24 protein-coding genes and 1 tRNA gene are annotated in these 25,735 nt (G+C 65.4%); 12 read left to right on the top strand and 13 right to left on the bottom strand.

The window, feature by feature from the left end:
* Nucleotides 1-113: 113 nt before the first annotated feature.
* On the bottom strand, nt 114-5,318 hold the full coding sequence (locus BJA_RS22155; RefSeq protein WP_011087210.1) for an alpha-2-macroglobulin family protein: 5,205 nt from the start codon (nt 5,316-5,318) through the stop codon (nt 114-116).
* 416 nt (nt 5,319-5,734) lie between these two features.
* On the opposite strand from BJA_RS22155, the gene BJA_RS22150 reads away from it, so the two are divergent.
* Nucleotides 5,735-5,811: transfer RNA gene (locus BJA_RS22150), tRNA-Arg, on the top strand.
* Nucleotides 5,812-6,032: 221 nt separating this feature from the next.
* Nucleotides 6,033-6,299: a hypothetical protein gene (locus tag BJA_RS43140; RefSeq protein WP_063623006.1), complete on the top strand. Its 267-nt coding sequence runs from the start codon at nt 6,033-6,035 to the stop codon at nt 6,297-6,299.
* 60 nt (nt 6,300-6,359) lie between these two features.
* On the opposite strand, the gene BJA_RS42375 is transcribed toward BJA_RS43140, so the two are convergent.
* Nucleotides 6,360-6,512, bottom strand: a complete 153-nt coding sequence (locus BJA_RS42375) for a hypothetical protein (RefSeq protein ID WP_165448158.1) — start codon at nt 6,510-6,512, stop codon at nt 6,360-6,362.
* A 296-nt stretch (nt 6,513-6,808) separates the two neighbouring features.
* Between BJA_RS42375 and BJA_RS42370 the strand changes: the two genes are divergently transcribed.
* Nucleotides 6,809-6,970, top strand: a complete 162-nt coding sequence (locus BJA_RS42370; RefSeq protein WP_011087208.1) for a hypothetical protein — start codon at nt 6,809-6,811, stop codon at nt 6,968-6,970.
* Between the two features lie 108 nt (nt 6,971-7,078).
* Here BJA_RS42370 and BJA_RS22140 read toward each other — a convergent pair whose 3' ends face one another.
* The 3 genes from BJA_RS22140 to BJA_RS22130 form a co-directional block, all read right to left on the bottom strand.
* Complete coding sequence (locus BJA_RS22140) at nt 7,079-7,852, bottom strand: hypothetical protein (protein ID WP_038967145.1); 774 nt, start codon at nt 7,850-7,852, stop codon at nt 7,079-7,081.
* A gap of 196 nt (nt 7,853-8,048) precedes the next feature.
* Complete coding sequence (locus BJA_RS22135; RefSeq protein WP_038967144.1) at nt 8,049-8,285, bottom strand: hypothetical protein; 237 nt, start codon at nt 8,283-8,285, stop codon at nt 8,049-8,051.
* Between the two features lie 70 nt (nt 8,286-8,355).
* Nucleotides 8,356-8,592: a hypothetical protein gene (locus BJA_RS22130; protein WP_063921460.1), complete on the bottom strand. Its 237-nt coding sequence runs from the start codon at nt 8,590-8,592 to the stop codon at nt 8,356-8,358.
* Nucleotides 8,593-8,853: 261 nt separating this feature from the next.
* Between BJA_RS22130 and BJA_RS22125 the strand changes: the two genes are divergently transcribed.
* Nucleotides 8,854-9,201 (top strand): DUF6481 family protein, encoded by a 348-nt coding sequence (locus BJA_RS22125; protein WP_011087204.1) that lies wholly within the window; start codon nt 8,854-8,856, stop codon nt 9,199-9,201.
* 125 nt (nt 9,202-9,326) lie between these two features.
* Here the strand turns inward: BJA_RS22125 and BJA_RS22120 are convergent, their stop codons facing one another.
* Nucleotides 9,327-9,581: a pentapeptide MXKDX repeat protein gene (locus BJA_RS22120; RefSeq protein ID WP_011087203.1), complete on the bottom strand. Its 255-nt coding sequence runs from the start codon at nt 9,579-9,581 to the stop codon at nt 9,327-9,329.
* Between the two features lie 311 nt (nt 9,582-9,892).
* Here BJA_RS22120 and dctP point away from each other — a divergent pair, with 311 nt between their 5' ends.
* From dctP to BJA_RS22105, 3 genes are read left to right on the top strand one after another with little or no spacing between them, the layout of a single operon-like run.
* A complete protein-coding gene (gene dctP / locus BJA_RS22115) occupies nt 9,893-10,915 on the top strand; it encodes a TRAP transporter substrate-binding protein DctP (RefSeq protein WP_011087202.1) in 1,023 nt (340 codons plus the stop codon).
* Nucleotides 10,912-11,466, top strand: a complete 555-nt coding sequence (locus tag BJA_RS22110; RefSeq protein WP_011087201.1) for a TRAP transporter small permease — start codon at nt 10,912-10,914, stop codon at nt 11,464-11,466. The genes dctP and BJA_RS22110 overlap by 4 nt, the downstream gene beginning before the upstream one ends.
* Nucleotides 11,463-12,821: a TRAP transporter large permease gene (locus tag BJA_RS22105; RefSeq protein WP_011087200.1), complete on the top strand. Its 1,359-nt coding sequence runs from the start codon at nt 11,463-11,465 to the stop codon at nt 12,819-12,821. The genes BJA_RS22110 and BJA_RS22105 overlap by 4 nt, the downstream gene beginning before the upstream one ends.
* A gap of 99 nt (nt 12,822-12,920) precedes the next feature.
* Here BJA_RS22105 and BJA_RS22100 read toward each other — a convergent pair whose 3' ends face one another.
* Nucleotides 12,921-13,613 carry a GntR family transcriptional regulator gene (locus tag BJA_RS22100; protein ID WP_038967141.1) on the bottom strand — a complete coding sequence of 231 codons (693 nt, stop codon included), beginning with the start codon at nt 13,611-13,613 and terminating at the stop codon, nt 12,921-12,923.
* 231 nt (nt 13,614-13,844) lie between these two features.
* On the opposite strand from BJA_RS22100, the gene BJA_RS22095 reads away from it, so the two are divergent.
* From BJA_RS22095 to BJA_RS22080, 4 genes are all read left to right on the top strand, one after another.
* Entirely contained in the window at nt 13,845-14,453 is a 609-nt protein-coding gene (locus tag BJA_RS22095; RefSeq protein WP_038967140.1) for a TRAP transporter small permease, read from the top strand.
* Nucleotides 14,453-15,718: a TRAP transporter large permease gene (locus BJA_RS22090; RefSeq protein WP_011087197.1), complete on the top strand. Its 1,266-nt coding sequence runs from the start codon at nt 14,453-14,455 to the stop codon at nt 15,716-15,718. The genes BJA_RS22095 and BJA_RS22090 overlap by 1 nt, the downstream gene beginning before the upstream one ends.
* Before the next feature lie 23 nt (nt 15,719-15,741).
* On the top strand, nt 15,742-16,725 hold the full coding sequence (locus BJA_RS22085) for a TRAP transporter substrate-binding protein (protein WP_011087196.1): 984 nt from the start codon (nt 15,742-15,744) through the stop codon (nt 16,723-16,725).
* 73 nt (nt 16,726-16,798) lie between these two features.
* Complete coding sequence (locus BJA_RS22080; RefSeq protein WP_011087195.1) at nt 16,799-17,725, top strand: dihydrodipicolinate synthase family protein; 927 nt, start codon at nt 16,799-16,801, stop codon at nt 17,723-17,725.
* A 117-nt stretch (nt 17,726-17,842) separates the two neighbouring features.
* Here the strand turns inward: BJA_RS22080 and BJA_RS22075 are convergent, their stop codons facing one another.
* The 4 genes from BJA_RS22075 to BJA_RS22060 form a co-directional block, all read right to left on the bottom strand.
* On the bottom strand, nt 17,843-18,754 hold the full coding sequence (locus tag BJA_RS22075) for a hydroxymethylglutaryl-CoA lyase (protein WP_011087194.1): 912 nt from the start codon (nt 18,752-18,754) through the stop codon (nt 17,843-17,845).
* Nucleotide 18,755: 1 nt separating this feature from the next.
* A complete protein-coding gene (locus BJA_RS22070) occupies nt 18,756-20,771 on the bottom strand; it encodes an acetyl/propionyl/methylcrotonyl-CoA carboxylase subunit alpha (protein WP_038967137.1) in 2,016 nt (671 codons plus the stop codon).
* Nucleotides 20,772-20,775: 4 nt separating this feature from the next.
* Nucleotides 20,776-22,380, bottom strand: a complete 1,605-nt coding sequence (locus BJA_RS22065) for a carboxyl transferase domain-containing protein (protein ID WP_011087192.1) — start codon at nt 22,378-22,380, stop codon at nt 20,776-20,778.
* Nucleotides 22,381-22,455: 75 nt separating this feature from the next.
* Nucleotides 22,456-23,628, bottom strand: coding sequence for an isovaleryl-CoA dehydrogenase (locus BJA_RS22060; protein ID WP_038967131.1), 1,173 nt, complete (start codon nt 23,626-23,628; stop codon nt 22,456-22,458).
* Between the two features lie 102 nt (nt 23,629-23,730).
* On the opposite strand from BJA_RS22060, the gene BJA_RS22055 reads away from it, so the two are divergent.
* Nucleotides 23,731-24,759 (top strand): AraC family transcriptional regulator, encoded by a 1,029-nt coding sequence (locus tag BJA_RS22055; protein WP_011087190.1) that lies wholly within the window; start codon nt 23,731-23,733, stop codon nt 24,757-24,759.
* A 101-nt stretch (nt 24,760-24,860) separates the two neighbouring features.
* Here the strand turns inward: BJA_RS22055 and BJA_RS22050 are convergent, their stop codons facing one another.
* Nucleotides 24,861-25,151 (bottom strand): DUF3551 domain-containing protein, encoded by a 291-nt coding sequence (locus BJA_RS22050; RefSeq protein ID WP_028171335.1) that lies wholly within the window; start codon nt 25,149-25,151, stop codon nt 24,861-24,863.
* A 185-nt stretch (nt 25,152-25,336) separates the two neighbouring features.
* Complete coding sequence (locus tag BJA_RS22045) at nt 25,337-25,699, bottom strand: DUF1428 domain-containing protein (RefSeq protein ID WP_011087188.1); 363 nt, start codon at nt 25,697-25,699, stop codon at nt 25,337-25,339.
* Nucleotides 25,700-25,735 lie beyond the last annotated feature (36 nt).

Here is a 25,735-nt window from a genome sequence, read left to right as displayed (position 1 = left end):
ATTCCGGGGCGGCTCGAAGAGCCGAACCCGGAATCTCGAGATTCCGGGTCTGGTCCTTCGGACCATCCCGGAATGACGAGACACTTGGTTGGCTTCGCTCATCTGCGCTCCACTCACTTCGCCGCCCGTACCTCGACATTCCCCGTGCCCGTCCGCCCGTAGCGCGAGGGGTTGTACATGTCCTCGACATAAGCCTGCGGCAATACGTATTTACCCGGCGAAACGGCGCGGACAACATAGGCGACGGTGAAGACCGACTTGGAGTCCGACGCCCGGTCAACGGCCGCCGTGAAGCGGTCGTCGCGGAACTCGGTATCCTCGGGCTCCTCGCCGTCCTCGATCCAGTCCAGCGTACCGCTGTCGCCGGACGAGACCAGCTTCGGATTGTCGATCTCAAGGCCCGCCGGCAGATAGTCGGACACCATGATGTGGCCGTACTCCGGCTTGGCCTCGGTGATCTTCAGCACCACCGCGAAGCGCTGGTTCTGCTTGACCTTGCTGATGTCGGCGGGCTTGCCGTCGAGCGTGAAGTAATTGCGCTCGATCTTGAAGCCGTTGGAGGCCGCCGGCTCCGGCGTCACCGGCGAGCCCGACACCGAGACCACCGCCTGCACCGGCGCATCGCCGGTGTTGGTGATCTTCAGCGGCTTGCCGCTCAGCGTGTCCGCCTTGTAGCTGCGGTAGAGCGCGGTCTTGACCGGCTGGCCGTCGACCTCGATCGACAGGTTCTCCTTGGCGAGCGCCCGCGCCGCCAGCACCAGCCACGCGTTCTCCTGCGTGGAGGTGTAGGGCGTCAGCCCGCGCGCGGTCTCGACCCGCGACACCGCCTGCGTCAGCGTCGCCCTCGGCGCGTTGCCTTCGCTGGCAAGCGAGACAAGCGCCGCCGCATCGCGAAGCTGCGAGCCGTAATCGGTGCGGCCGAACTCCAGCACCGGCTTGGGCGCGAGGCTGTCGAGTGCAGCGCCATAGACCCGCTCCGCGCGGTTACGGTCGCCGACCAGCGCGAGCGCCGCGGCGAGCTGCGACTTCGCAATCGGCGTCGCGAGGTTGCTCAGCTTGGTATCGGCGAGATAGCGCAGGTCGCCGATTGGAGCCGCGCCGTTCCGTGCAAGCACGTAGAGGCCGTAGGCGAGATCGCGGCCGCCGTCCTTCTCCGGCTCATTGCCGTTGACGACGGAGTTGCGGACGCGGTCGAGCGCGTTCTTGAACAGCACGTCCGGCACCGCAAAGCCCTTCTCGCGGGCCCGGGTCAGGAAGTCCGTCACGTAAGCATCCAGCCAGGCGTCGTCGCCGCCGGCCGACCACAGTCCGAACGAGCCGTTCGAGCCCTGTCGCGCCAGCAGCCGCTCGATCGCGTCGCGGATGCGCTGGTCGACCTCGGTGTCCATGGCGAGATGGGCGCCGGCCGCAAGCTCGTTGACATAGAGCAGCGGCATGGCGCGGCTCGTGATCTGCTCCGAGCAGCCATAGGGATAGCGGTCGAGCGCTTTCAGGATCGTCGCCGCATCGAGCGCCGTGGACAGGCTCGCCGAGACCGAGACGCTGCCGGTGCCCGGCACAAGGTCGGAGAACATGTCCGAGGTCAGCGTCAGGCTCTCGCCCTTCGCCAGCGTCCGGATCGAACGCCGCGCCAGCACCTGCGTCGCCGCCTTGACGTCGAACGCATAGTGGCGTGCGAGTGCAAGCCCGTTCGGCCCCTTGATGTCGACGTCGAGCGTCGCCTGTCCCGCTGCGGTCGCATCGAGCGCAAGCGAGAACGCGTTGCGCTGCTTGGCGGCGAGCTTGACCGTGGTCGCGGGATTGCCGGTCATCTTCACCGGGCCGCCCGTCTTCACGTTGATGACGTAGTCGCCGGCCTGGCCCTCGACATTGTCGATTTCGAGGTTGACCGTGCCGTGGTCGCCATTGAGCAGAAAGCGCGGCAAGGTCGTGGTCAGCACGACAGGATCGCGGATCACGACGTCGGTGTTGGCGCGGCCGAGCTTGGTCGCGGTCCACGCCACCGCCATCACGCGCGCGGTGCCGGCGAACTCCGGAATGTCGAAGCTCACCTCGGCGGTGCCGTCAGCGGCAACCGTGACGATGCCGGAATAGAGCGCGAGCGGCTTCTGCGCCGGCGGTGAGCCCTGGAGTTCGGCCGCACCGGCGTCGCCGCCGGACTTGATCTGGCCGCGCGTGCCCGACATGCCGTCGATCAACTGCCCATAGAGATCGCGGATCTCCGCGGAAAGGCGGCGCTGGCCGAGATAGTAATCGTCCGGCGCCGGCGGCTTGTAATTGGTGAGGTTGAGGATGCCGACATCGACCGCGGCGATGACGATCTTTGCGTCCTCGCCCGGATTGAGCCCGTCGAGCTTGACCGGGATCTTCAACATCGCGTTCGGCCGGATCAGCGCCGGCGGCGTCAGCTTCACACTCAGCGTCCGGGTCTGCTTGTCGATGCCGAACCATTTCAGGCCGATGGCGCGGCCCGGCATGCGCTGGGCGGCGGCATCGAGCGGACGGCGCAGCGTCGCCACCACATAGGCGCCGGTGCCCCAGTCCTTGCCGACCGGGAGCTTCACCTGCGCGGTGCCCTCCTTGACGTCGATCGTCTGCGTCGTCAGCAGGCGGTCGCCGAGCACGTTGACGGTGAGCTTGCCGGCGCTGCGCACGTTGACGGACACCGTCATGGTGTCGCCGGAGGCATATTGCGGCTTGTCGATCGAGGTCTCCAGCAGGTCCGGCGTATCGGCGCTGCCGTCGGAATACCAGCCGACGTCGAACTGCACCGAGGTCACCGGGCCGTCGGCGTCGCTCGACTTGACGTCGAGCCGGTAGCGGCCGGGCCGCGGGCTGAGCGAGACCCGCGACGGCTTGTCGGCGGCGATGGTGAGATCGCCGTCGGCGACGCGCGAGGTCGACTTGACCGGCTCATACTCCCAGTAATTGTTCTGGCGATACCACTGGTAGCGCGACTCCATCTTCAGGAGCTCGTAGCGCAGGCCGTCACGCGGCAACGTCTTGCCCTCGGGCGAGACGAACACGACGTCGAACTCGGCCTTGTCGCCTTCGGCGACGTTCTTGTCGCCGAACAGCGGCTTGACGCCGATCAGGGCGCTCGCGGGCGCGACCGGCAGCACCAGCTTGCGCTCGACGGCGCGGCCGCCGGTCTCGACCATGCGGACGAAGATCTGCGCCTCCTGCGGGCGGGTCGAGGCCGGCTGCTTGTCCAGCGTCACCGGGAAGGTGGCAACGCCGTTGGCGTCGGCCTCGGGCAGGTTCTCAAGCGGCGTGCGCTCGTTCGAGGTGGTCTCCTCGTCGGCGACGCCGAACTGGTAGCCGGCAAAACCCGGACGTTCCGAAGCGGGCGCGATCAGCATGTCGCCTTCGAGCTGGAGACCCGCGGCGGGTGCGCCGTAGAGGAAATGACCGTCGGCCTTAAGCTCCACTGGAGCGTTAGCTTTGATCAGCTTGTCCTTGGCGGACAACTCGAATTCGATCCGGTCGGGGACATAGTCCTCGACCATGAAGGTGGTTTCGCCGACCGACGAGCCCTTCGGATCGGTGAAGGCACGCACTCGCCAGGTCCCGGTCGGCACAGCCGAGTTGAGCGGCACGGACAGCGTGCGGCCGCCGGCGCCCTGGTCGGACAGTACGGCGCGGCGGTATTCGACGCCGTCAGGGCGCTCGACCACCAGGGTCATCGGCCCGCCGGTGACGGCATTGCCCTGCCCGTCGCGCAAGAGCGCGGTGAGATAGACGGTCTCGCTGGAGCGGTAGACGCCGCGCTCGGCATAGACGAAGGCATCGGCGCCAACAGGCACCACGCGGCCCGCCACGCCACGGTCACTGAGGTCGAAGGCCGAGGTCTTCAGGCTCAAGAAGGCATAGTCGGCCTTCTCGCCCGTCACCGTCAGCATCGCCGGCGACAGGCCGCCCTCGCCGCGCGCAAGGCCGGCTTCGAACAGCACATGGCCGGAATCGTCGGTCTTGCGGGTGGCCAGGATCTCGTTGTTGCGCGCGATCAGTCGCACCTCGGCTTTGCCGACCGGATCGGTCGAGGCCAGGGAGTTGATGAACACGTGGATGCCGTCGTTGCCGGAATAGGCCGACACACCGAGATCGGAGACGATGAACCACTGCGTGGCGAGCTGGTACTCGTCGTCCGAGCCCGGGCCCTTGGCCGCGGCGGTCATCACATAGACGCCCGGCTGGAGCTCGCCCAGCGCCTGGTCGACGGGGAATGCCGTGGTGACGTCCTGGTTCAGCGTCATCGCGGTCGTGAGCTCGCCGGTCCAGACTTTCACGCCGCGCTCGTCGCCGAGATCGCTGAGCTGATACTTGGACAGCGTCTTCTGGAAGTCGCTGTCGACCACCGTGTTGATCAGGTTGCGGTCGCCGATCCGGAAGACGTTGATGTTGACCGCGGGCGTGTTGACGCTGACCACGGGAATGCCGCGCTGGCCGGTCCTGGGCAGCACATAGGCGCGGCTGGTGAAGCGCACGAAGGGCTTGCGGTCGCGCACGTAGACGTTGAACTCGGCCGATTTCGGCAGCCCCTCCTTCACCGTCGACGGCAGGCCGGCGCGCAGATTGATGTTGTAGCGCTCGCCGTGCTTCAGGCCGTCGACGCAGAGCTGCTTGCCTTCGGCCGACAGCGCCGGCTTGTCCTGGCCCGCGAGCGCGAGGAACGGCGCAAAGTCGGTACGCTTGGCGAGCTCCTCCGAGAACTGGAAGCAGGCGCGCGGACTGGCCGAATCCGAATCGACGGTATAGTCGAGCAGGCGGAAGCCGTGCTCGTCGCGCATCTTCTCGTATTGGCCGCGGACGTCGGCGACCTCGCGCATGTCGAGCGACAGCCGTAGCGCGTCCAGCGCCGGCCGCCACAGCTTGCGCTCGGCCAGCGACTTGCCGAGCACCGCGAGCGCGTCGGCCTCCTCGCCCGGATTGCCGGCGCGCTGATAGGCGATGTAGGCCGCCGTCGAGGCGCGCTCCAGCAGGAACGTCTGCTCGCTCGAGTTCTTCGGCCAGATCTGGAAGATCACCTTGGCAAGCCGCAGCCAGTTGCCGGCATCGTCAGGCGTCGTGGCCGCAATCTGGCCGAGCACCGACAGGCCGGCACGGTAATCATTGCGCCGGAAGGCGGCGTCAGCATCCGTGCGCAGCGTCGCGTTGGTCTTGGCGACAGGTCCCGCCTCGCTCTTGATCTGCGCCTCGAGCTTGATCGCGGAATCGGCGAGATCGTCGCGTTTGAAAGCCTTGTCGGCGGCTTGCGCAGCCGAAAGGCCGAGCGCCAGCGCGGCGCAGATTGTGACGGCGCGAACAAGACCGATCATGGATGGACTCCCGGAAATCGCGGACGAACGCCGCTTGTCGCATGAAATGCGTGGAAAGGTGACGGACTCAAGGCGATGGAACCAGAGGTGCAAAACGTCGCATTCGCCATGACAAGGCAGGCCCAGAGGAGACCGATCAAGATACCGCCGCGCACGCCGTCCTAATGGCGCAGCAATATCTAGCCGGTCGACCGGCGGCCGTGTCCCGGAAGCTGTTCAGCGTTCCCGGCGATGTGATCCATCGTCCGGTCCGCTGCCGCTCAACCCGGCACCCTGACACCCCACCGTTCCGTTTTGTCGCGCCATTGAGGAAAACGGTTCGGTTCAGGCTTGGCGGACGTGCGGATTTTTCATATTTGGCGTGATAGAAGACCGGCAGACGGTAGCCGAGGCCGGCTCAAGAGCGGCCTCAAGACGGTCCCATAGCTCAACTGGATAGAGTAGCGGATTTCTACTCCGCGGGTTGCAGGTTCGAGTCCTGCTGGGATCGCCAGTCTTAACTCTCCGAGCCGATCGGCTTCGTTCGGGCTGAGCCGAGCCGACGAGAGCCAGAAATTACCCCGGCCCGCGATCTCCGTGGCGGCGTGATTTGCAGATCCAGCGCACTTCAACAAAGCGTGCGCGGGCCTGTCCAGGCGGCGAGAGAATCCTACCTATCCGGCATGCAGAAAAGGTGTCGAAGGTTTTGTGATGCCGTCATCTGAATGGACAAGAATGGCTGTCGCGTCCGGAATTGCCGTCGGCGCAATGTCGTTTCTGGCGATCGATGCGGGCGTGGACTTGAACTCCAGCGGGATAGCCAAACACCTCGAGGCGGCACAAGCTTCCATTATGAACGTCGCGGCGAGCCAGCATCAGCTGGCCTTCGCCGTTCGTTCGCTGGCGGGCGGGAGCGACCAGAACGGCCATTCGGCGGATCGACCATGCTTCCAGGATTACGAGCACGGGTCGAAACCGGCAGGAATCGATCGCGGCGTGTAACGTCGCTTGCGGTGGATCGCAGGCTCAAGGATTCGGCAGGCAGTCGTCGGCTCGATCCGACTATTCCGTCGGTTCATCGTCGCGCCGGTCGCGGGCCAGCTGATGCCAGGCAATGGCGAGCTCGATGAGTCGTTGCCGGTCCGGGCCTTCTGATGCCGCGGCGCGCTTCATTGCCGCCTCGGCTTCGTGCTGTGGATCGTACTTGTTACACATGGGGCGGATTCTAGCCGTCCGATCTGGACAAGTGCATGGCAATTTCGTCCGTATGATTGCGGATAATCAGCGTTGTCGTGAGCGTTTTCCACACGCTTCAATTGTATCTGATATGAAACTGCACTCGTGGTTTCAAGGCGTCCCACGGCGACCGTGCGACGCAGATACCGCACGAACCCGTGAAACTCGGCATCATTCAGACGGATGTGAATTGCGTCACAGCCTGCGCCCGGCGTCTCGGCTAGAACATCTCAGCGCTCCCAAAGGCGGGAGAAGGCACGGGTGGTCTTGCGGTCATGACACGAGAAGCAGCAGCTGAGGCTCACGTCCCCACACCGCGAAAAAGGTCCGACGCGTTCGGCGTCACCTTTCTTGCGACCATCGGCATCGTGATGCTGGCCTGGATCGCGGGCCTGGTCTGGGGTCTCATGGCGTTCATGACCTGGCTGGTGTCGTAGGCGCGCGGCAATCAGTCGTTCCGCCGCGGCGCCAAGCCAAGACGACAAACCCGGACAAAAAAGAAGCGGGCTTTCGCCCGCCTCTTCATTTCAGAGCTGCCTGGACCCTCAGTAACACGCGCGAGGATCGGCCTGCACATACTGGCCGCTCGGATAGCGGTAGTAGCAATTGCCCTCGGCCAGGTAGTAGCCGGGACGCGAGGCAGCCGTAGCACCGGCGATCGCGCCGGTGGCGCCGCCGATCACGGCGCCCGCGGCCGCGCCCGTCGCGTTGCCCGAGAGCAGACCGCCGAGCACGCCGCCGACGATGGCGCCGCCAAGCGCGCTCGCGCCGGGATCGGCCGGCGGCGGCGGAGGCGGCGGTTCGTAGGCAACCGGCGGCGGGGCGTAAGCCACCGGCACGTCGTCGTAATATTCCTCGGAGATATAGCCGGGCGGACCGGCCATCCGCTGCGGATAATAGTACCAGACGCCGCCGACATCCCACCACCAGCCGGAGCGGCCGTTGTGGACCTCGTGGCGCCAGCGCCCGCCATCCCAGGCGACGTTGCCGCGATAGGCGTGTCCGCCCCAGTCGCGCGCCGGTGCGGGTCCCCTGGCGTAGTTACGTCCGGGCGGCGGGCCGCCCGCATTGTGCGGACCGGCCCCGGGGCCCGCATGGGGCTGGCCGCCGGGCTGCGGCGCAGGCCGGGCCGCCTGCTGCGGCGGCGGGCCCTTGCGCATGTTCTGATTGTTCTGGGACGGTAAGCCCGGAGCTGGCGCTGCCGGAAATTGGCCGGCGTCCCTCGGTGGCCTGGCTTCCTGCGCCTGCGCCGAGAGCGCGAGCAACGACATGGCCGAAACCAAGGGAATGATGATCTTCTTGCTGCTGGACGCACTCATGCGTGCTTGCCCCCCTACTCTTTCGATTGCCGTGGCCGATCGCCGTGGTCCCAGCGCGATAGACGATTCGCCGCGCGCTGGGCTGATGCCGGCTGACATAACTGACCTGCCTGATCGGCTAAGTCCCGTTACAAATGATTAAGATCACGGCGATTTTTCGGCCCAAAGAGCTCCAGAGGACAGCGTTGGAGGACTTCTAGCGGGCCGGCTCGATCACGTTGCAATTGCTTCGCCCCGACATCAGGCAGTCCTGCATCTTGCTGGCGGCGGTGAGATCGCGGGCCAGCCACCAGCCGACGCCGAGGATCACGATCGCGATGATCAGGCCGGCGACCGCGCCGCGGCGATTGTCACCGGATTGAGGTCTTGGCGGGGATTTGGGCCCGTCACCCGGTTCAGGCTTGGGTTCGGGATTGGGCTCAGACTTGGTCATGACCGGCTGATCACTCGGGCGAGCCAGCTTTAACACCTCTGCGGCGACGCGTCACATCGCAAGTTCCGGTTCAGCCTCGGGTCGCCCGGATCGCATCCTTGCGCGAGGTTTCGACCGCGGGGATCGCCTCACGGACGCGTGGTGGGCAAGTCGTGAGCACGAACGCGGTCTGGCTGCACTCCCAGTCGGCGCCCAGGACGGCACTTTCGATCGGCTGCGGACGGGCGAGCAGGAACGCGGCGCCGGCCAAGGCGGCGACAGCGACGGTGATTGCGAGCGCCTTCAGGCTCAATCGGAAGATCATCATGCCCGTGCTCCGTCTCGTTGGCGCGGACGCTAGGCGCCGCTCCGCGTGCTCCCTTATGAGGGACATCACAATTCGGCAGTTTTTCCGGGCTACGAGGATCGTCGGGAGGCGATTTTCGTCTACCTGGTCGGCTGCGATTTGGGTGGCGTTGCGACGCGCGGCGATGTACACGCATCTGCGTCGCGTGGCGCCTGCTATGCCCAGCCGACGTACCAACACGCAGTGATGTAGGGTCGAAAGCGAGGAAGACAAGGCTCGTCGATGAGTGGATTCAGGGAACCAGGTTTCGCAGACCGGCAAAAGGCGGCGCAGGACGCCCGCAAAAATCTTTTGAACAAATTCAAATCCCAACCGGGACCGGATGATCCGTCGGTTGCGGCGAAGCGTGCCGAGCGTGAGGCGCTCGCGGCCAAGCGCGCCGAGGCAAAGGCTGCGCGCGAGGCGGAAAAGGCCGAGCAGAAGCGCCTTGAGGAAGAAGCCAAGGCCGCGGAAGCTGCGCGACTTGCGCGTGAGGCCGAGGAAGCGGCCGCCCAAGCGACTGCGCTCGAGGCCGAACAGAAGGCCAAGCGCGACGCCCGTTACGCCGCCCGCAAGGCCAAGCGCAAGTAACGTTCACAAGTCACATTCAGTTGAACTTGCGCTGAGACATCGCTCCGGGGCGGTCCGCGGGACCGCTCCGGACTTTCGAGAGCGCGCGTCTGCCTTGCGCAAACGCCTCCCGCGACGATGGAAGATCAGTTCTTCTTCATCATCCCGTCGTCTTTCTTCATCCCGTCCTTCGACATGTGATCCTTCTTCATGCCGTCGTCCTTGGTCATGGCATCCTTCTTCATGCCGTCCTTGGACATGGTGTTCTTCTTCATCATGCCGTCCTCCTTGCCCATCTTGTCGCCCATCTTGTCTTGGGCAAAGGCGGCCGGCGACAGCGCGAGGCCAAGCGAGAGAGCGGCAACCGAGACGCCGAGCGCGATGCGGGTGCGAATGGTCATGATTGGTCTTCCCTTCGAGATGGTGTTTGTCAGCGACGGACGCCGCTATTCAATCTCGACGGATTGCCACGCGGCGTTGTTACGCGGTCGCTGATAAATTTCTGCGCGCCGCCGCCGTCCCTCGTTCCGCCTGGCCTAGGAGGACCAGAAGTGTGCAGCGCAGCACGGCCGACACTTGCCGCGGCATTCGGTCTCGAACTATCAGATGAGAGAACATCGGGCGAAAGACCGGCTAGGATGGGCCCAGGCACCGGTCTCACAAGGCCTGACCCAAATCACACCAAACAAGAACCGTCCAAGGGAATCACACCATGCTCACGCGCCGCCACCTGCTCGCGACCGCCGTCGCGGCACCCGCCATTCTCCGCTTCGGCACTGGCACCGCGCATGCCGCGACCACGCTGAAGATCTCGCACCAATTCCCGGGCGGCACCATCGACAAGGGCGATTTCCGCGACCGGCTCTGCCGCATGTTCGCCGCCGAAGTCGCCAAGCGCAGCAATGGCGACATTGCCGCTGAAATCTATCCGAACTCCTCGCTGATCAAGACCAACGCGCAGTTCTCCGCGATGCGCAAGGGCGCGCTCGATATCTCGCTCTATCCGATGCCTTACGCCGGCGGCGAATTGCCGGAGACCAATATCGGCCTGATGCCGGGCCTCGTCACCACCTACGACCAGGGCATGCGCTGGAAGAAGGAGCCGGTCGGCAAGGCGCTCTCCGACTTCCTCGCCGACAAGGGCATCATCCTGCTCACCTGGGTGTGGCAGGCCGGCGGCCTCGCCAGCCGCTCCAAGCCTATCGTCGCGCCTGAAGACGCCAAAGGCATGAAGGTGCGCGGCGGCTCGCGCGAGATGGACATGGTGCTCCAGACCGCCGGCGCCTCGGTGCTGTCGGTGCCTTCGAACGAAATCTACGCGGCGATGCAGACCGGCGCCTGCGACGCCGCTCTCACCTCCTCCACCAGCCTGATCTCGTTCCGGCTCGAAGAGGTCGCGAAGTCGCTGACCTCGGGCGCGGGCGCTTCCTACTGGTTCATGCTCGAGCCCTTGATGATGTCGAAGGCGATCTTCGACAAGCTACCGAAGAACCAGCAGGACGTGCTGCTCGCAGTTGGCGCCGAGCTCGAAGTCTTCGGCCGCAAGGGCGCGCAGGACGACGACGTCGAGGTCGCAAAGGTCTACGAGAAGGCCGGCGCCAAGGTCTCGGTGCTCGATGCCGCGACCGTCGGAAAGTGGCGCGACATCGCCCGCGACACCGCGTGGAAGGATTACGGCGCCAAGACCGCGACCGCCGCGAACCTGCTCAAGCTCGCCACCGACGTCGCGGCATGAGCCACGGTCCGCTTCCGGATCGTGACGACCAGGCCAACGCTGCCGCAAGGACCGGCCTTGCGGCGGCGATCGATCGCGGTCTCGCCATCCTCAACAGCATGATCGTCGTGTTCGCGGCGATCGCGCTGGTCGCGGCCTGCGCCATCCTGAGCTACAGCGTGCTGAGCCGCGCCTTGTTCAAGGCCGCCAATTACTGGCAGGACGAGGCCGCCGTGTTCCTGTTGGTCGGCGCGACCTTCATGACGGCCGCCTATGTGCAGCAGAACCGCGGTCATATCGGCATCGAGGCTTTCGTCGGCCTGCTCTCGCCGCTGGCGAACCGGATCAGGCTCTGGTTGGTCGATGCCGCGACATTCATGTTCTGCGCCTTCTTCACATGGAAATCCTGGACGCTGGCCCATGAGGCCTATGTCGACGGCCAGGTCTCGAACTCGATGTGGTCGCCGCCACTCGCCATTCCCTATTCGCTGATGGCGCTCGGCATGAGCCTGCTCTGCGTCCAGATTCTCGTGCAGCTTGCGCTGCCTTTCGCAGGAGCCAGGCGGCCATGAGCGTTTTCGGTATTGGCCTAGCTTACGCCATTGCGACGCTGGTCGTGATGTTCTCGGGCATGCCGATCGCCTTCGCACTTGGCGCGGTCGCGGTCGTGTTCATGGGCATCTACATGCCGTCGGCCTCCCTCGATACGGTGACGCAGAACGTCTACGAGGAAATGGCCTCGATCACGCTGCTGTCGATCCCGCTCTTCATCCTGAAGGGCGCGGCGATCGGCAAGTCGCGTGCCGGCCAGGATCTCTATTTGGCCCTGCATGCCTGGCTGCATCGCGTCCCCGGCGGGCTCGGCGTCGCCAACGTGTTCGCCTGCGCGCTATTCGCGGCGATGGCGGGCTCGAGCCCAGCGACCTGCTCGGCGATCGGCTCGGCCGGCATCCCCGAGATGCGCAAGCGCGGCTATTCCGGCGGCTTTGCCGCGGGCATCATCGCCGCCGGCGGCACGCTCGGCATCCTGCTGCCGCCCTCGATCACCATGATCCTGTTTGCGGTCGCGGCGGAAAAGTCACTCGGGCGTCTCTTCCTCGCCGGCATCGGGCCGGGCCTGCTGCTGGTGTCCCTGTTCGGCACCTATGCCGTGATCCGCTTCCGCCGGGAATATGCCGCCGCTGAGGCCATCTACAGGAAAGGCGGACCGGAAGCCGCAATTCTCGCCCGCGACGAGTACACGCTGGCAGAGCGTTTCAGCGTGCTGCCGCGTGTGATCCCGTTCGTGCTTCTGCTCACCGGCGTCATGATCGCGCTCTATGGCGGCTATGCCACGCCGTCGGAGACCGCCGGCCTCGGCGGGCTCCTCGCGCTGGGGCTGATCGCCGCGATCTACAGCGTGTGGCGGCCGAGCGACCTTGCGCCGATCATGAAGTCGACGATCCGGGAATCGACCATGCTGATGATGATCATCGGCATGTCGCTGCTCTATTCCTACGTGATGAGCTATCTGCACATCTCGCAATCGGTCGCCGAATCCGTTGTCGCGATGCACCTGCCGCGCTGGGGCCTGTTGTTCGCGATCCTCGTCATGGTCGTCGTGCTCGGCTTCTTCCTGCCGCCGGTCTCGATCATCCTGATGACCGCGCCGATCATCCTGCCGCCCTTACGCGCCGCGAACTTCGACATCATCTGGTTCGGCGTGGTCATGACCATCGTGATGGAGATGGGGCTGATCCACCCACCTGTGGGATTGAACATCTTCGTCATCCGCAACGTCGCGCCCGATATTCCCCTCAGCGAGGTGATCTGGGGCACCCTGCCCTTCGTGCTGCTGATGATGCTTGCGGTGCTGCTGCTGTGCTTCGTGCCGGGGATATCGACCGCGCTGCCGGATCTCGTGATGGGGCCGGACGGGAGCAGGTAGCGGCAATCGCAACTTCCGTAGGGTGGGCAAAGTGTAGCGTGCCCACCAGAATGTACGACGCCTAGACGGTGGGCACGGCGCTATGCGCCTTTGCCCACCCTACGATTTCTCCTTCCGCCGTGACTTCGGCGCGATCGTGCTGCCGGCCACGACCTGCAACAGATCCTTTCGCACGGCCTCGATGTGCCGCTCCAAAAACCGGCAGGCCTCATCGATCTTCTGCGCGCGGCAGAGCGCGATCAGCTGGGCGTGCTCCTTCTCGGCAGTGCCCATCGCCTTGGTGTTGGAGAGCTGGAGGCGCGTGTAGCGGTCGCTGGTCTGGAGCAGCGACAGCACGATCGCGCGGGTGCGCGGCTGCGGGGCGTGGACGTAGAGCGCCATGTGGAAGTCGGCGTTGAGCTGGCCCCATTCGCTGACGTTGCGCGCCTTGATCGCCTTCTCGAAACTCTTGTGGATGTCGTCCAGCCCCGCGAAATCCTCCCCGGTGAAGCGCGGCGCCGACTGCGCCAGCAATCGCGGCTCCAGGATGCGGCGGAGGTCGAACACGTCGTTGATCTCGTCCAGTGACAGTTCCGAGACGATGGCGCCCTTCTGCGGAACGATGCGCACCAGCCCTTCGGCCTCGAGCTGGAACAGCGCCTCGCGCACCGGAATGCGGCTGACGCCGTAGGCATCGCCAAGCGCATCCTGGCGCAATTGCGATCCCGCCGGATAGGTGCCGTCGAGGATCGCCTGCCGGAGCTGGTCGACGATCGCAGCCGACAGGGTGCGATGCTTCAGAGGCTGTTTCATCTGACCTTCCGTCTTTCTTCGCGACTCGTCCGGCAGAAAGCGGTCCCTCTCTTGCATGTTGAGGGCGCCAGCAAAAGCCAGCCCCCACAAAACCAGGTGCCCAGCAAAAGCGCGTCCTGCCGCCGAAATGACCGCAATCTCCGTTTGACACCCAAAATGTATAAATTATACATTTTGCCTTGGCACGGGAATTCTGACGGGGGATTGGGGCCTTTGATGATCGAAGGGACGATGCCGGATACGGGCGCGCTCAGCGCCCGGCGGATTGTGATCAGGGCGTCGAGCGCGCTGCTGGCCTTCGAGCGTCTGGCGCTGATGGGCCTGATGTACCTGCTCACCGCACTGATCCTGGTGAACGTCGTCACCCGCTACTCGCATTTCCCGATCTATTGGATCGATGAATCCGCTGTCTATTGCGTGGTCTGGCTGACCTTCATCGGCGCCTCCGCCATGACGCGGTTGCGGCTGGACTTCGCCGTCACGATGCTGACGGAGCGTCTTTCGCCGCAGCACCAGAAGATCGCCAAGGTGATCTCGACCGGTCTCGTCGTCGTGTTCGGCGTCGCCCTGATCGTCACCTGCGTGCTCTGGATGGACCCGATCGGGCTCGCACGCGCCGGCTTCGACGGGCGCAAGCTCGCGGCCGAGACCTTCAACTTCCTCTACACCGAGCACACCCAGACGCTGAACTGGCCGACCTGGGTGCTCTATTTGACGCTGCCGATCTTCGCGGTGTCGATGACCATTCACGGCCTCGCCAATCTACTTGAAGATCTCGAGCTGGTCCCGCGCACGCCGCTGAGGGGCTTCCAGCTCTCCGAGCTCGACGGGGTCAACTGATGATCACGTCTGCCGCCTTCGTCGCGATCATGCTGGTCGGCGTGCCGATCGGGCTCTGCCTGTGCCTCGCCGGCCTCGTCTACATCGCCGCATCCGGCAATCCGGTGCTGTTCCAGTCCTATCCGCTCCAGCTGTTCGGCGGCGTCGACAGCTACGGCCTGATCGCCATTCCGCTCTTCATCCTGATCGGCGAGATCATGAACGGCGGCGGCATCACCCGCCGCATCGTCGACATGGCGATGGCCTTCGTCGGCTCGCTGAAGGGCGGACTCGCCTACGTCAACATCCTCGCCAACATGTTCATCTCCTCGATCCTGGGATCTGCGACCGCGCAGGTCGCGATCATGGCCCAGATCATGGTGCCGGAGATGGAGAAGAAGGGTTACGACAAGACCTTTGCGGCGGGACTGACCGCCTATGGCGGCATGCTCGGCCCGATCATCCCGCCCTCGGTGATGTTCGTGGTCTACAGCGTTCTCGCGCAGGTCTCGGTCAGCGACATGCTGATCGCCGGAATCGTGCCGGGCGTCATCCTGACCGTGATGTTCTGCCTCGTCATCGCGCTGATGGGATACATCTACAATTATCCCCGCGCCGACTATCAGACGCCGCGCCAGCGCGTCATGACGATCCTGCGGACGTCGCCCACCCTGCTGATCCCGATCGTCATCGTCGGCACCATCCTCGGCGGCCTCGCCAACGCAACGGAATCCGCAGCCGTCGGCGCCGTCGCCGCGGCGCTGGTGGGAAAATACTGGACCAAAGAGTTCGAGTTCTCCCAGCTGCCGCAGATGATGCTGCGCAGTGCCATCTATTCGGCAATCGTGCTGTTCCTCGTCGCCGCCGCCGCGGTGTTCTCCTGGGTCCTGATCTTCGGCAAGGTGCCGCAGGAGACCGCCGGCTGGATCCAGTCGGCCGCCAAGGACCCGATCAGCTTCATGCTGATCTGCAACGTCATCCTGCTGGTGATCGGCACCGTGATCGACGGCATTCCCGGCCTGATCATGACGGTGCCGATCCTGCTGCCGGTCGCAACCGACGTCTATCACATCGACCCCCGGCATTTCGGCGTCGTCGTGGTGATCAACCTGGTGCTCGGCCTGTTGTCGCCGCCGGTCGGGCTCTGCTTCTTCGTCGCGGCCGCCGTCACCGGCGCCAAGCCCGGCAAGATGTTCATGGTGACGCTGCCCTTCTTCGTCATCTCCTGCGTCCTGCTGGTGCTGCTCTCGCTCTTCCCCTCGCTCTCGCTGATCCTCGTCAAATAGGCCCGTCCAAAAGGAGCCCGACCATGCCGCTTTCACGTCGCCGCTTTCTCGCCGCCAGCGCAGCCGCATCGGTGTTCGCGCCGTCGCTGGCGCTCGCCCAGGCCAAGGAATTCCGCCTCGGCCTGATCACGCCGAACGGCCATTCCTGGAACAAAGCCGCGCTCAAGTTCGGCGACGAGCTCAAGGCCGCCACCAACGGCCGGCTGACGCTGACCGTGTTCCACTCCGGCCAGCTCGGCAACGAGCCCGCGATGATGCAGCAATTGCAGTCCGGCGCGCTCGACATGGGCTTCATCCAGGCCGCCGAGCTCGGCTCGCGCGTCCCGCACATCGCCGCGATCAACGCGCCCTACATCGTCCGCTCGACGCCGGCGGTCGCGAAATTCGTGCGGCATCCCGCGGCGGTGAAGCTGTTCGACGTGCTGCCGCAGGAGACCGGCACGATCGGGCTCGGCTGGGGCATCACCGGCATGCGCGCGGTGTTCTCCTCCAGGGACCTGAATTCGCTCGCCGACATCAAGGGCATGAAGCTGCGCATCAACCCGACGCCGGTCTATCGCGATTTCTATTCTTCGCTTGGCGCGGCGCCGACGCCGATCCCGACGCCGCAGGTGTTCGACGCGATGGCCAACGGCCAGGTCGATGGCCTCGAGGCTGATCTCGAATTCTCCTGGAATCAGCGCTTCGACAAGGTCTCGAAGGTGATCCTCCAGATGAACGCCGTCTTCATGCCGATGGCCGCAGTGGTCTCGGGCCGGGTCTGGCAGTCGCTCCCCGCAGCCGACCGCGAGCTGATCGCCAAGACGGTCAAGTCGACGCTGGACGCGCAGATCGACGAGCTCGCCGGCAATGAGCCCGCACTGATCGAGAACTTCAAGAACGCGCCGATCCCGATCCGCCAGGTGCCGGCCGGCGACACCGAGGCGGTCATTGCCGAGTTCGACAAGATCTGGCTGCCCAAGGCTCCGGTCCTCGCCGAATTGCGCAAGGTCGGCGCTACGCTCTGATCCCGCCCGCCATCCTCTTCACCACAGCCGGCGGCCCCAGCCCCCGCCGGCAAAACTTACTTGGAGTTAGACCATGAGCCGCCGCGTTTCCTGGGAAGGCGTCTTCCCGGCCGTCACCACGCAATTCCACGACGATCTCTCGCTCGACATCGACGCGACCGCGAAGGTGATGGACGGACTGATCCGCGACGGCGTCTCCGGCCTGATCGTCTGCGGCTCCGTCGGCGAGAACACGTCGCTGGAGCGCAAGGAGAAGGTCGCGATCATGGAGACGGCGAAATCCGTCGCGGCCGGGCGCGTGCCCGTGCTGTGCGGCATCGCCGAGTTCACCACGGCCTTCGCGGTCGAGACGGCCAAGGAAGCCGCGCGTGTCGGCATCGACGGCGTCATGGTGATGCCGGCCCTGGTCTATTCGTCGAAGCCGCACGAGACCGCCGCGCATTTCCGCGCCGTCGCCACCGCGACGGACCTTCCCGTGATGCTCTACAACAACCCGCCGATCTACAAGAACGACGTCACCCCCGACATCCTGGCCTCGCTCGCCGACGTCGAGACGGTCGTCTCCTTCAAGGATTCCTCCGGCGACACGCGCCGCTTCATCGACACAAGGAACATGGTCGGCGACCGCTTCGTGCTGTTCGCAGGCCTCGACGACGTCATCGTCGAGAGCGTCGCCATGGGCGCCGTGGGCTGGGTCTCCGGCATGTCGAACGCCTTCCCGCGCGAGGGCGAGACACTGTTTCGCCTGGCCAAGGCGGGACGCTATGCCGAGGCGATGCCACTCTACGAATGGTTCATGCCGCTCTTGCATCTCGATGCGCGCCCGGACCTCGTCCAGTGCATCAAGCTGTGCGAGCACATCATGGGCCGCGGCACGGTGCTGACCCGTCCGCCCCGCCTCGCCCTGCTGCCGCAGGAAAAGGCCGAGGTCGAGGCCATGATGGTGAAGGCGCTCAAGAGCCGGCCGCGTCTGCCGGATGTTGGGCTGAAGGCGGCCTGACCGCGCGTTTCGTTGTCTCGTAGGGTGGGTGAAGCGAAAGCGTGCCCACCATTTCCAAATTCGATCGCGGAGAGATGGTGGGCACGGCGCTATGCGCCTTTGCCCACCCTACGAAAATTAGGACGTAGTTCGCTTCTTCTTCGCATTCAGCGCGGACGCCACGCGGCTCACGGGCGGCTTGCCCAGCACGCCGCTCATCTCGTTCGTCGCCGCCAACAGCTTCTCCATGTCGACGCCGGTGCTGATGCCCATGCCTTCGAGCATGTAGACGACATCCTCGGTCGCGACATTGCCGGTCGCGCCGGGGGCGTAGGGGCAGCCGCCGAGGCCGCCGGCGGCGGCATCGATGACGCGGACGCCCTGCTCCAGCCCGGCATAGAGGTTGGCGAGCGCCTGGCCGTAGGTGTCATGAAAGTGCATCGCGAGATTGGCGGCGGGGATGTCGGCGCTGACGGCGCGCAGCATTTCCTTCGCCTTGGCCGGGGTGCCGACGCCGATGGTGTCGCCGAGCGAGATCTCGTAGCAGCCGAGGTCCCACAGCGTGCTAGCAAGATCGGCCACCGCCTTCGGCTTGATCTCGCCGTCGAACGGACAGCCCAGCACGCAGGAAATGTAGCCGCGCACCTTGATGCCGTCGGTCTTGGCGCGCGCCAGCACCGGCTTGAACCGTTCGATCGACTCCGCGACCGTGCAGTTGATGTTGGCCCGCGAAAAGCCTTCGGAGGCCGCCGCAAAGACGGAGACCACCTTCGCGCCCGCGGCGCGCGCGGCGTCATAGCCCTTCTCGTTCGGCACCAGCACGTGGAATTCGGCACCCGTTATATGGCCGACGCCGCGCAGCACGGCATCGGAGCTTGCCATTTGCGGGATCGCCTTGGGCGACACGAAAGCGCCGACCTCGACGGTGTTGAGACCGGCTGCGACCAGCGCCTCGACGAAGGCAATGCGGGCTTCGACGCTCACCGGCGTCCTCTCGTTCTGGAGGCCGTCGCGCGGCCCCATCTCGATGATGCGGACGGGCTCGCTCATCTCATTCTCCCGAAGGCTCGACCACGGCGAGCTCGACGCCTTCCTGCACGATGTCGCCGACCTTGCACTTGATCGACGTCAGCACGCCGGCATAGGGCGCCCGCAGGGTCTGCTCCATCTTCATCACTTCGAGGGTGAGGATCGGCGCGCCCTTCTCCAGCGTTGCGCCCTCCTCGGCCAGCACCGCGACGACCGTGCCCGGCAAGGGTGCCGCGATCTTGTCCGCGCCGGCCTGCTCCTCGGTCTCGCCGCCGAACGGATCGACCCAATGCAGGTCGAAGCGGCCGTGGCGCGTGCGCAAATAGAGCTCATGGCCGTCGATCACGGCGGCGACCTGGGATTTGACGCCGTCGAGCGTCAGATCGAAGCCGCCATCGCGCGGCCCGATCGCGAATGCCAGCTCGCGCTCGCCGATGACCAGCGTCGACGGCCCGCTGCCGTAGTTGAGGGTGATCTTCTGCTCGGGCCCATGTCCGACACCATGTCCGACGCGGAAGGCAAAGCTGCGCTGACGCCGGCCGACCGGCATCCAGCCGAACGTCTGCCAGGGCGAATTCGCCTCTGCCTGCGCGGCCTGCCGTTCGTCGTTCACGATCGCGGCGACCGCGGCGCAGAGCTCGAGCTCGCCGGGCGCAGGCGTAGCCTGCGTCAACACCGCCAGCTCGCGCTCGATGAAGCCGGTGTCGATCGCATTCGCCCGCACTTTTTGATGCGTGATCAGCGCCGACAGGAACGGGATATTGGTGACGATGCCGCGAACGTCGGAGTCCTCCAGTCCGCGGTTCAGCCGCTCGATCGCGACATCCCGGGTCGGTGCCCAGGCGATCATTTTTGCGAGCATCGCGTCATAGTACGGCGAGACGCTGTCGCCCTCGCGATAGCCCGCGTCGATGCGCAGGCCGCCGGTCTCTGCGGGCAGCCGCCAGGTCGAGATCTTTCCGACCGAGGGCATGAAGTTCTTGGTCGGATTTTCGGCGTAGACGCGCGCCTCGACCGCGTGGCCGTTGAGGCGGATCTCGTCCTGCCGCAGCGGCAACGCCTCGCCGAAGGCGACGCGCAGCTGCCATTCGACGAGGTCGATTCCGGTGATCAGCTCGGTCACGGGATGCTCGACCTGGAGACGCGTGTTCATCTCGATGAAGAACACGTCCTTGCCGTCGGAGACGAACTCGATGGTGCCGGCGCCGACATAGTTCACCGCGCCCGCCGCCTTCCGCGCCGCGGCGCAGACCGTCTCGCGCTGTGCCGCATTGAGGGTCGGCGACGGCGCTTCCTCGATCACCTTCTGGTGCCGGCGCTGCAGCGTGCATTCGCGCTCGAACAGCGAGAGCAGATTGCCGTGGCTGTCGCCGATGATCTGCACCTCGATGTGGCGGGGATTGTCGACATATTTCTCGATCAGCATGCGGTCGTCGCCGAACGCGGCCTTGGCCTCGCGCTTGGCGCTGACGATCGCGGGCCCGAGCTCGGCCGCCGAGCGCACGATCCGCATGCCGCGGCCACCGCCGCCGGCCGACGCTTTCACCAGGATCGGGAAGCCGATCTGGTTCGCGGCCTTCGCCAGCGTCGCCTCGTCCTGGGCCTCGCCGTGATAGCCGGGCACCAGCGGCACGCCCGCCTTCTCCATCAGCGCTTTCGAGCCGGACTTCGAGCCCATCGCCGTCATCATCCCGGCGGTCGGCCCCACGAAGACCAGCCCCGCGTCGAGGCAGGCATGCGCAAACTCGGCATTCTCCGACAGGAAGCCGTAGCCGGGATGCACGGCCTCCGCCCCGGTCTTTCGCGCGGCTTCGATCAGACGCTCGACATTGAGATAACTGTCACGCGCCCGCGCGGGGCCGAGCAGCACGGCCTCGTCGGCGAGCGCGACATGCATCGCGTCACGGTCGGCCTCGGAATAGACCGCGACCGTGCGCAGGCCCATGGCACGGGCGGTGCGAATGACGCGGCAGGCGATCTCGCCGCGGTTGGCGATCAGGAGGGTGCGAAAACGGCGGTAGAGCTTTGAGCGGTCCATCGCATCACATCCTGAACAGGCCGAATTTCGTCGGTTCGATCGGCGCATTCGACGCCGCCGAGAGGCCGAGGCCGAGCACGAGCCTGGTGTCGGCCGGGTCGATCACGCCGTCGTCCCACAGGCGCGCGGTCGCGTAGTACGGATGGCCCTGGCCTTCATACTGCGCGCGGATCGGCTCGCGGAACTTATCTTCCTCGTCCTTCGACCAGCTATCGCCCCTGGCCTCGATATTGTCGCGCCGGACCTGGCTCAGCACCATCGAGGCCTGCTCGCCGCCCATCACCGAGATGCGCGCGTTCGGCCACATCCAGAGAAAGCGCGGTGAGTAGGCGCGGCCGCACATGCCGTAATTGCCGGCGCCATAGGAGCCGCCGATCACCACGGTGAATTTCGGCACCGACGCCGTCGCGACCGCAGTGACCAGCTTGGCGCCGTCGCGCGCGATGCCGCCGGCCTCGTACTTCTTGCCGACCATGAAGCCGGTGATGTTCTGCAGGAACACCAGCGGAATGCCGCGCTGGCAGCACAGCTCGATGAAATGCGCCCCCTTCAACGAACTCTCGCTGAACAGGATGCCGTTGTTGGCGATGATGCCGACCGGATAGCCCCAGATATGGGCGAAGCCGCACACCAGCGTCGTGCCGTAGAGTTTCTTGAACTCGTCGAATTCCGACCCGTCCACAACGCGCGCGATGATGTCGCGCACGTCGAACGGCTTGCGGCCATCGACCGGCACCACGCCGTAGATCTCCTCGGCCGCGAACAGCGGATCGCGCGGCGGATGCATGTTGAGGTTCGGCCGGCTCGACGGCTTCAGGGTGCCGACGATGCGACGGGCGATGCCGATCGCGTGGGCGTCGTTCTGCGCGTAGTGATCGGTCACACCTGATTGCCGCGAATGCACGTCGGCGCCGCCGAGCTCCTCCGCGGTCACCACCTCGCCGGTCGCCGCCTTCACCAGCGGCGGGCCGCCGAGGAAGATGGTGCCCTGGTTGCGCACGATGATGCTCTCGTCCGACATGGCCGGCACATAGGCGCCGCCGGCGGTGCAGGACCCCATCACGATCGCGACCTGCGGGATGCCTTGCGACGACATCTGCGCCTGGTTGTAGAAGATGCGGCCGAAGTGGCGCTCGTCCGGAAAGATCTCGTCCTGGAGCGGCAGGAAGGCGCCGCCGGAATCGACCATATAAACGCAGGGAAGATTGTTCTGCCGCGCGATGTCCTGCGCGCGCAGATGCTTCTTCACAGTCATCGGATAATAGGTGCCGCCCTTGATGGTGGCGTCGTTGGCGACGATCACGCATTCGCGGCCCGAGATGCGCCCCACTCCCGTGACGACGCTCGCCGAATGCACGTCGCCGCCATAGAGGCCGTAGGCCGCCAGCGGCGACAGCTCCAGGAACGAGGTCCCGGGATCGACCAGCAGGTCAACGCGCTCGCGCGCCAGCATCTTGCCGCGCGAGGTGTGGCGGTTGCGCGAGGCCTCGCCGCCGCCGCCCGCAACCTGGCTGAGCTTTTCGCGCAAGTCCGCGACGAGGGAGCGCATGGCCTCGGAATTGCGCGCAAAGTCTGACGAAGACGGATCGATGCTGGAATGGAGCGGCATGTTGTCCCGCGTTTCTGGTGATCTGGTGAGAGGCCGCGGCCAGGTGGGACCACGGCAATTCCAAGTGCGCCGGACCTACGCCGTCTCGGCCATCAGCTCGCGGCCGATCAGCATGCGGCGGACCTCGGATGTACCGGCGCCGATCTCGTACAGCTTGGCGTCGCGCCACAGCCGTCCGACCGGAAATTCGGATGTGTAGCCGACGCCGCCGAGCGCCTGGATCGCCTCGCCCGCCATCCACGTCGCCTTCTCCGCGGAATAGAGGATCGCAGCCGCGGCATCCTTGCGCAGGGTCCGCGCGTGGTCGGCGCGGTCGCAGGCGCGCCCGACCGCATAGACATAGGCGCGCGTGGCCTGCCAGGTCGCATACATGTCGGCGAGCTTGCCCTGCATCAGCTGGAAGTCGCCGATCGGCTGGCCGAACTGCTTGCGCTCGTGCATGTAGGGCACCACCGCGTCCATGCAGGCCGCCATGATCCCGAGCGGGCCGCCCGAAAGCACGGTGCGCTCATAATCGAGGCCGGACATCAGCACCTTGACACCCTCGCCCACCTTGCCAAGCACGTTCTCCGCCGGCACCTCGCATTCGTCGAAGAACAAGGGATAGGTGTTGGAGCCGCGCATGCCGAGCTTGTCGAGATGCTGGCCGTGGGTAAATCCCTTGAAGCCCTTCTCGACGAGGAAGGCAGTCATGCCGCGCGGGCCCGCCTCCGGATCGGTCTTGGCATAGACGACCAGCACGTCCGCGTCGCCGCCATTGGTGATCCACATTTTCGAGCCGTTGAGCACGTAGCGGTCGCCGCGCTTGTCGGCACGCAGCTTCATCGAGACGACGTCGGAGCCGGCGCCGGGCTCGGACATCGCCAGCGCGCCGACATACTCGCCGGAGATCAGTTTTGGCAGATAGCGCTCGCGCTGCGCGTCGTTGCCGTTGCGGCGGATCTGGTTGACGCAGAGGTTGGAATGCGCGCCGTAGGACAGGCCCACGGCTGCCGACCCGCGCGAAATCTCCTCCATGGCGACGATATGGGCGAGATAGCCCATGTTGGAGCCGCCATATTGCTCCGGTGCCGTCATGCCGAGCAGGCCGAGGTCGCCAAGGCGCTTCCAGAGATCCGCCGGGAACAGGTTGGCCTTCTCGATCTCGGCGGCGCGCGGGGCGATCTCCGCCTCCACGAAGGCGCGCAGCGTGTCGCGCAGCATGCTGATGTCTTCGCCCAGATCGAAATCGATGCTCGGGATGTTCAAGGCGATTCCTCCGTATTCTTGTCGGGTCCGAACCTACCCCCGCCCGGGCGTCCTGGCGGTCGAAAAGGTTGCATTTTCCGCCAACTTTGGCGAGGATTTTTCATGCCGTTCCAAGCCGCAACCGCGACGCCCCGCCGCGCCATGACCCCAGCCGCCTTCGTCCGCGGCGTGGTTGCCGCTTATGCCGTTTACGGGCGGGATCCGGCCGAGGCATTGGGCAAGGGGCAGGTCACCGAGGATCTCGTTCGATCCCAGGACGGACGGGTGACGGCGGCCCAGTTCGAGGCGCTGGCCGGCCACGCCATGCGCGAGCTCGACGACGAAGCGCTCGGCTGGTTCTCGCGCCGGCTGCCTTGGGGAACCTATGGCATGCTGTGCCGCGCCTCGATCACGGCCCCCAATCTCGAAGTCGCGCTAAAGCGCTGGTGCCGGCATCATCGCCTGCTGACCGAGGACGTGCTGTTCGAGCTCTCGCTTGGTGATGAGACCGCGACCATCTCCCTTCGCGAGCAGCGCGATCTCGGCCCCTTGCGCGAATTCTGCCTCGTCACCCTGCTCCGCTATGTCCTCGGCTTCTCCTGCTGGGCCGTCGATTCCGCGATCGCGCTGCGTGCGGCCGAGTTTCCCTATTCCGAGCCGGGCCACGTCTCGGTCTATCCGACGATCTTCTGCAGGCATTTGAGCTTTGATGCGGATGGCGCCCGCATCGTGTTCGACAAGCACTATCTTTCACTGCCGCTGACCCGCAGCCCGGCCGATCTCGACAGCATGCTCAAGGGCGCGCTGCGGCTGACCGTGCTGCCCTATCGGCGCGACCGGCTGCTGGTCGAGCGCGTGCGCCGCGTGCTGCGCAATGCGCGCGGACGCAGTCTCGGCGCCGAGGATGTCGCAAGCGAGCTGGCGCTCTCCACCCGCACCATGCACCGGCGCCTGCGCGAGGAAGCGACCTCGCTGCGCGATCTGAAGGAAGAGACAAAATTCGAGCTCGCCAAGCAGGAGTTGATGCGCGGCCGCACCCCGATCAAGCGGATCGCGGAGATCGCCGGCTTCCGCAACGAGAAGAGTTTTTCCCGCGCCTTCCGCAGCTGGACCGGCGCCTCACCGCGCGAGTTTCGCGGAAGGTATCGCTGATGCGCGCCGCAGCGCATTGTTGTCTGCTTGTCATAAGTTAACGGCCCCCGAGATCGCTCTCGGAGGCCGCAATGTCCCGGATCCGGTCTCGATGTCAGGCGTTAGTTTTGCGCGCCCGAACGAGGCTTGGTGCGCGACTGCGTCTGCTTCGGCTGGAAGGCGAGCGCGTCGTTGGTGGTCTTCGCGCCGCCGGCCTGCGAGCACGAGCCGCCGATGCCGCCGGCCGCCTGCCGGCAGGCTTCCATCGTCGGATAGCCGCAACCATGGGCGGCCTGGGCGCCATTGGTGATGCAGTAGTCTTCGGCCTTCGCAGCCGGTGCCGACAGAACAAAAAACGCAGACGCACACAGCGCCGCAGCAGACGCTGCGATCGTCTTCGAAGTCGATGTCATGATGTCTTTTCCTGCTAAGGGTCCCACAAAAGCATCCCCAGCGTGCGATGCAGGCTGAGGTTCACACCCTGCATCTAGGCAGCGCGCAGGAACCGACAATCACGGTCCGGCGCATTGCAGGGCTTCGCAAATCACATGTCAAACTTATGTGAGTTACTAAGATATATAGTTCCGCTACGACGCCCTTACCGGTCCTGGCGCCCCATGACGTGTATCGGGCTGAAGCAGCCCAGGATCAGGCGCTTCGGATCGAACGGAATGTCGCCCGCAGCCTCAAATCGCTTGTCGTCGCCCATCCCGGCTTCGGCGGCCTCGAGCGTTGCCTTGTCGGGCCAGACCTGCCAGGTGAAGACGATCTTCTCGCCGTCCTTCGCATTCACGGCGCGGCGAAAGTCGGTGTGCGTGCCACTGGGGACGTTGTCCTCCCAGGACTCGACGATCTCCAGACACCCGTATTCCCTGAACAGAGCTGAGCCATTCTCGGCCCATCGGCGATAGGCCTCCATCTTGTCCTCCGGCACGGGAATAACGAAGCCTGCGATATACATGATTTCAGCTCCTTCGCAGTCTCTGTGAGCCTCACA

The organism is Bradyrhizobium diazoefficiens USDA 110, assembly GCF_000011365.1.
GTDB classification, from domain to species: domain Bacteria; phylum Pseudomonadota; class Alphaproteobacteria; order Rhizobiales; family Xanthobacteraceae; genus Bradyrhizobium; species Bradyrhizobium diazoefficiens.
This window is presented reverse-complemented; position numbering and strand designations above follow the sequence as displayed.

Bases quoted from the DNA above. Each gene is read 5' to 3' on its own strand.
- BJA_RS22155 (WP_011087210.1), bottom strand. From the start codon at position 5,318: ATGATCGGTCTTGTTCGCGCCGTCACAATCTGCGCCGCGCTGGCGCTC.
- BJA_RS43140 (WP_063623006.1), top strand. From the start codon at position 6,033: ATGGCTGTCGCGTCCGGAATTGCCGTCGGCGCAATGTCGTTTCTGGCG.
- BJA_RS42375 (WP_165448158.1), bottom strand. From the start codon at position 6,512: ATGTGTAACAAGTACGATCCACAGCACGAAGCCGAGGCGGCAATGAAG.
- BJA_RS42370 (WP_011087208.1), top strand. From the start codon at position 6,809: ATGACACGAGAAGCAGCAGCTGAGGCTCACGTCCCCACACCGCGAAAA.
- BJA_RS22140 (WP_038967145.1), bottom strand. From the start codon at position 7,852: ATGAGTGCGTCCAGCAGCAAGAAGATCATCATTCCCTTGGTTTCGGCC.
- BJA_RS22135 (WP_038967144.1), bottom strand. From the start codon at position 8,285: ATGACCAAGTCTGAGCCCAATCCCGAACCCAAGCCTGAACCGGGTGAC.
- BJA_RS22130 (WP_063921460.1), bottom strand. From the start codon at position 8,592: ATGATGATCTTCCGATTGAGCCTGAAGGCGCTCGCAATCACCGTCGCT.
- BJA_RS22125 (WP_011087204.1), top strand. From the start codon at position 8,854: ATGAGTGGATTCAGGGAACCAGGTTTCGCAGACCGGCAAAAGGCGGCG.
- BJA_RS22120 (WP_011087203.1), bottom strand. From the start codon at position 9,581: ATGACCATTCGCACCCGCATCGCGCTCGGCGTCTCGGTTGCCGCTCTC.
- dctP (WP_011087202.1), top strand. From the start codon at position 9,893: ATGCTCACGCGCCGCCACCTGCTCGCGACCGCCGTCGCGGCACCCGCC.
- BJA_RS22110 (WP_011087201.1), top strand. From the start codon at position 10,912: ATGAGCCACGGTCCGCTTCCGGATCGTGACGACCAGGCCAACGCTGCC.
- BJA_RS22105 (WP_011087200.1), top strand. From the start codon at position 11,463: ATGAGCGTTTTCGGTATTGGCCTAGCTTACGCCATTGCGACGCTGGTC.
- BJA_RS22100 (WP_038967141.1), bottom strand. From the start codon at position 13,613: ATGAAACAGCCTCTGAAGCATCGCACCCTGTCGGCTGCGATCGTCGAC.
- BJA_RS22095 (WP_038967140.1), top strand. From the start codon at position 13,845: ATGCCGGATACGGGCGCGCTCAGCGCCCGGCGGATTGTGATCAGGGCG.
- BJA_RS22090 (WP_011087197.1), top strand. From the start codon at position 14,453: ATGATCACGTCTGCCGCCTTCGTCGCGATCATGCTGGTCGGCGTGCCG.
- BJA_RS22085 (WP_011087196.1), top strand. From the start codon at position 15,742: ATGCCGCTTTCACGTCGCCGCTTTCTCGCCGCCAGCGCAGCCGCATCG.
- BJA_RS22080 (WP_011087195.1), top strand. From the start codon at position 16,799: ATGAGCCGCCGCGTTTCCTGGGAAGGCGTCTTCCCGGCCGTCACCACG.
- BJA_RS22075 (WP_011087194.1), bottom strand. From the start codon at position 18,754: ATGAGCGAGCCCGTCCGCATCATCGAGATGGGGCCGCGCGACGGCCTC.
- BJA_RS22070 (WP_038967137.1), bottom strand. From the start codon at position 20,771: ATGGACCGCTCAAAGCTCTACCGCCGTTTTCGCACCCTCCTGATCGCC.
- BJA_RS22065 (WP_011087192.1), bottom strand. From the start codon at position 22,380: ATGCCGCTCCATTCCAGCATCGATCCGTCTTCGTCAGACTTTGCGCGC.
- BJA_RS22055 (WP_011087190.1), top strand. From the start codon at position 23,731: ATGCCGTTCCAAGCCGCAACCGCGACGCCCCGCCGCGCCATGACCCCA.
- BJA_RS22050 (WP_028171335.1), bottom strand. From the start codon at position 25,151: ATGACATCGACTTCGAAGACGATCGCAGCGTCTGCTGCGGCGCTGTGT.
- BJA_RS22045 (WP_011087188.1), bottom strand. From the start codon at position 25,699: ATGTATATCGCAGGCTTCGTTATTCCCGTGCCGGAGGACAAGATGGAG.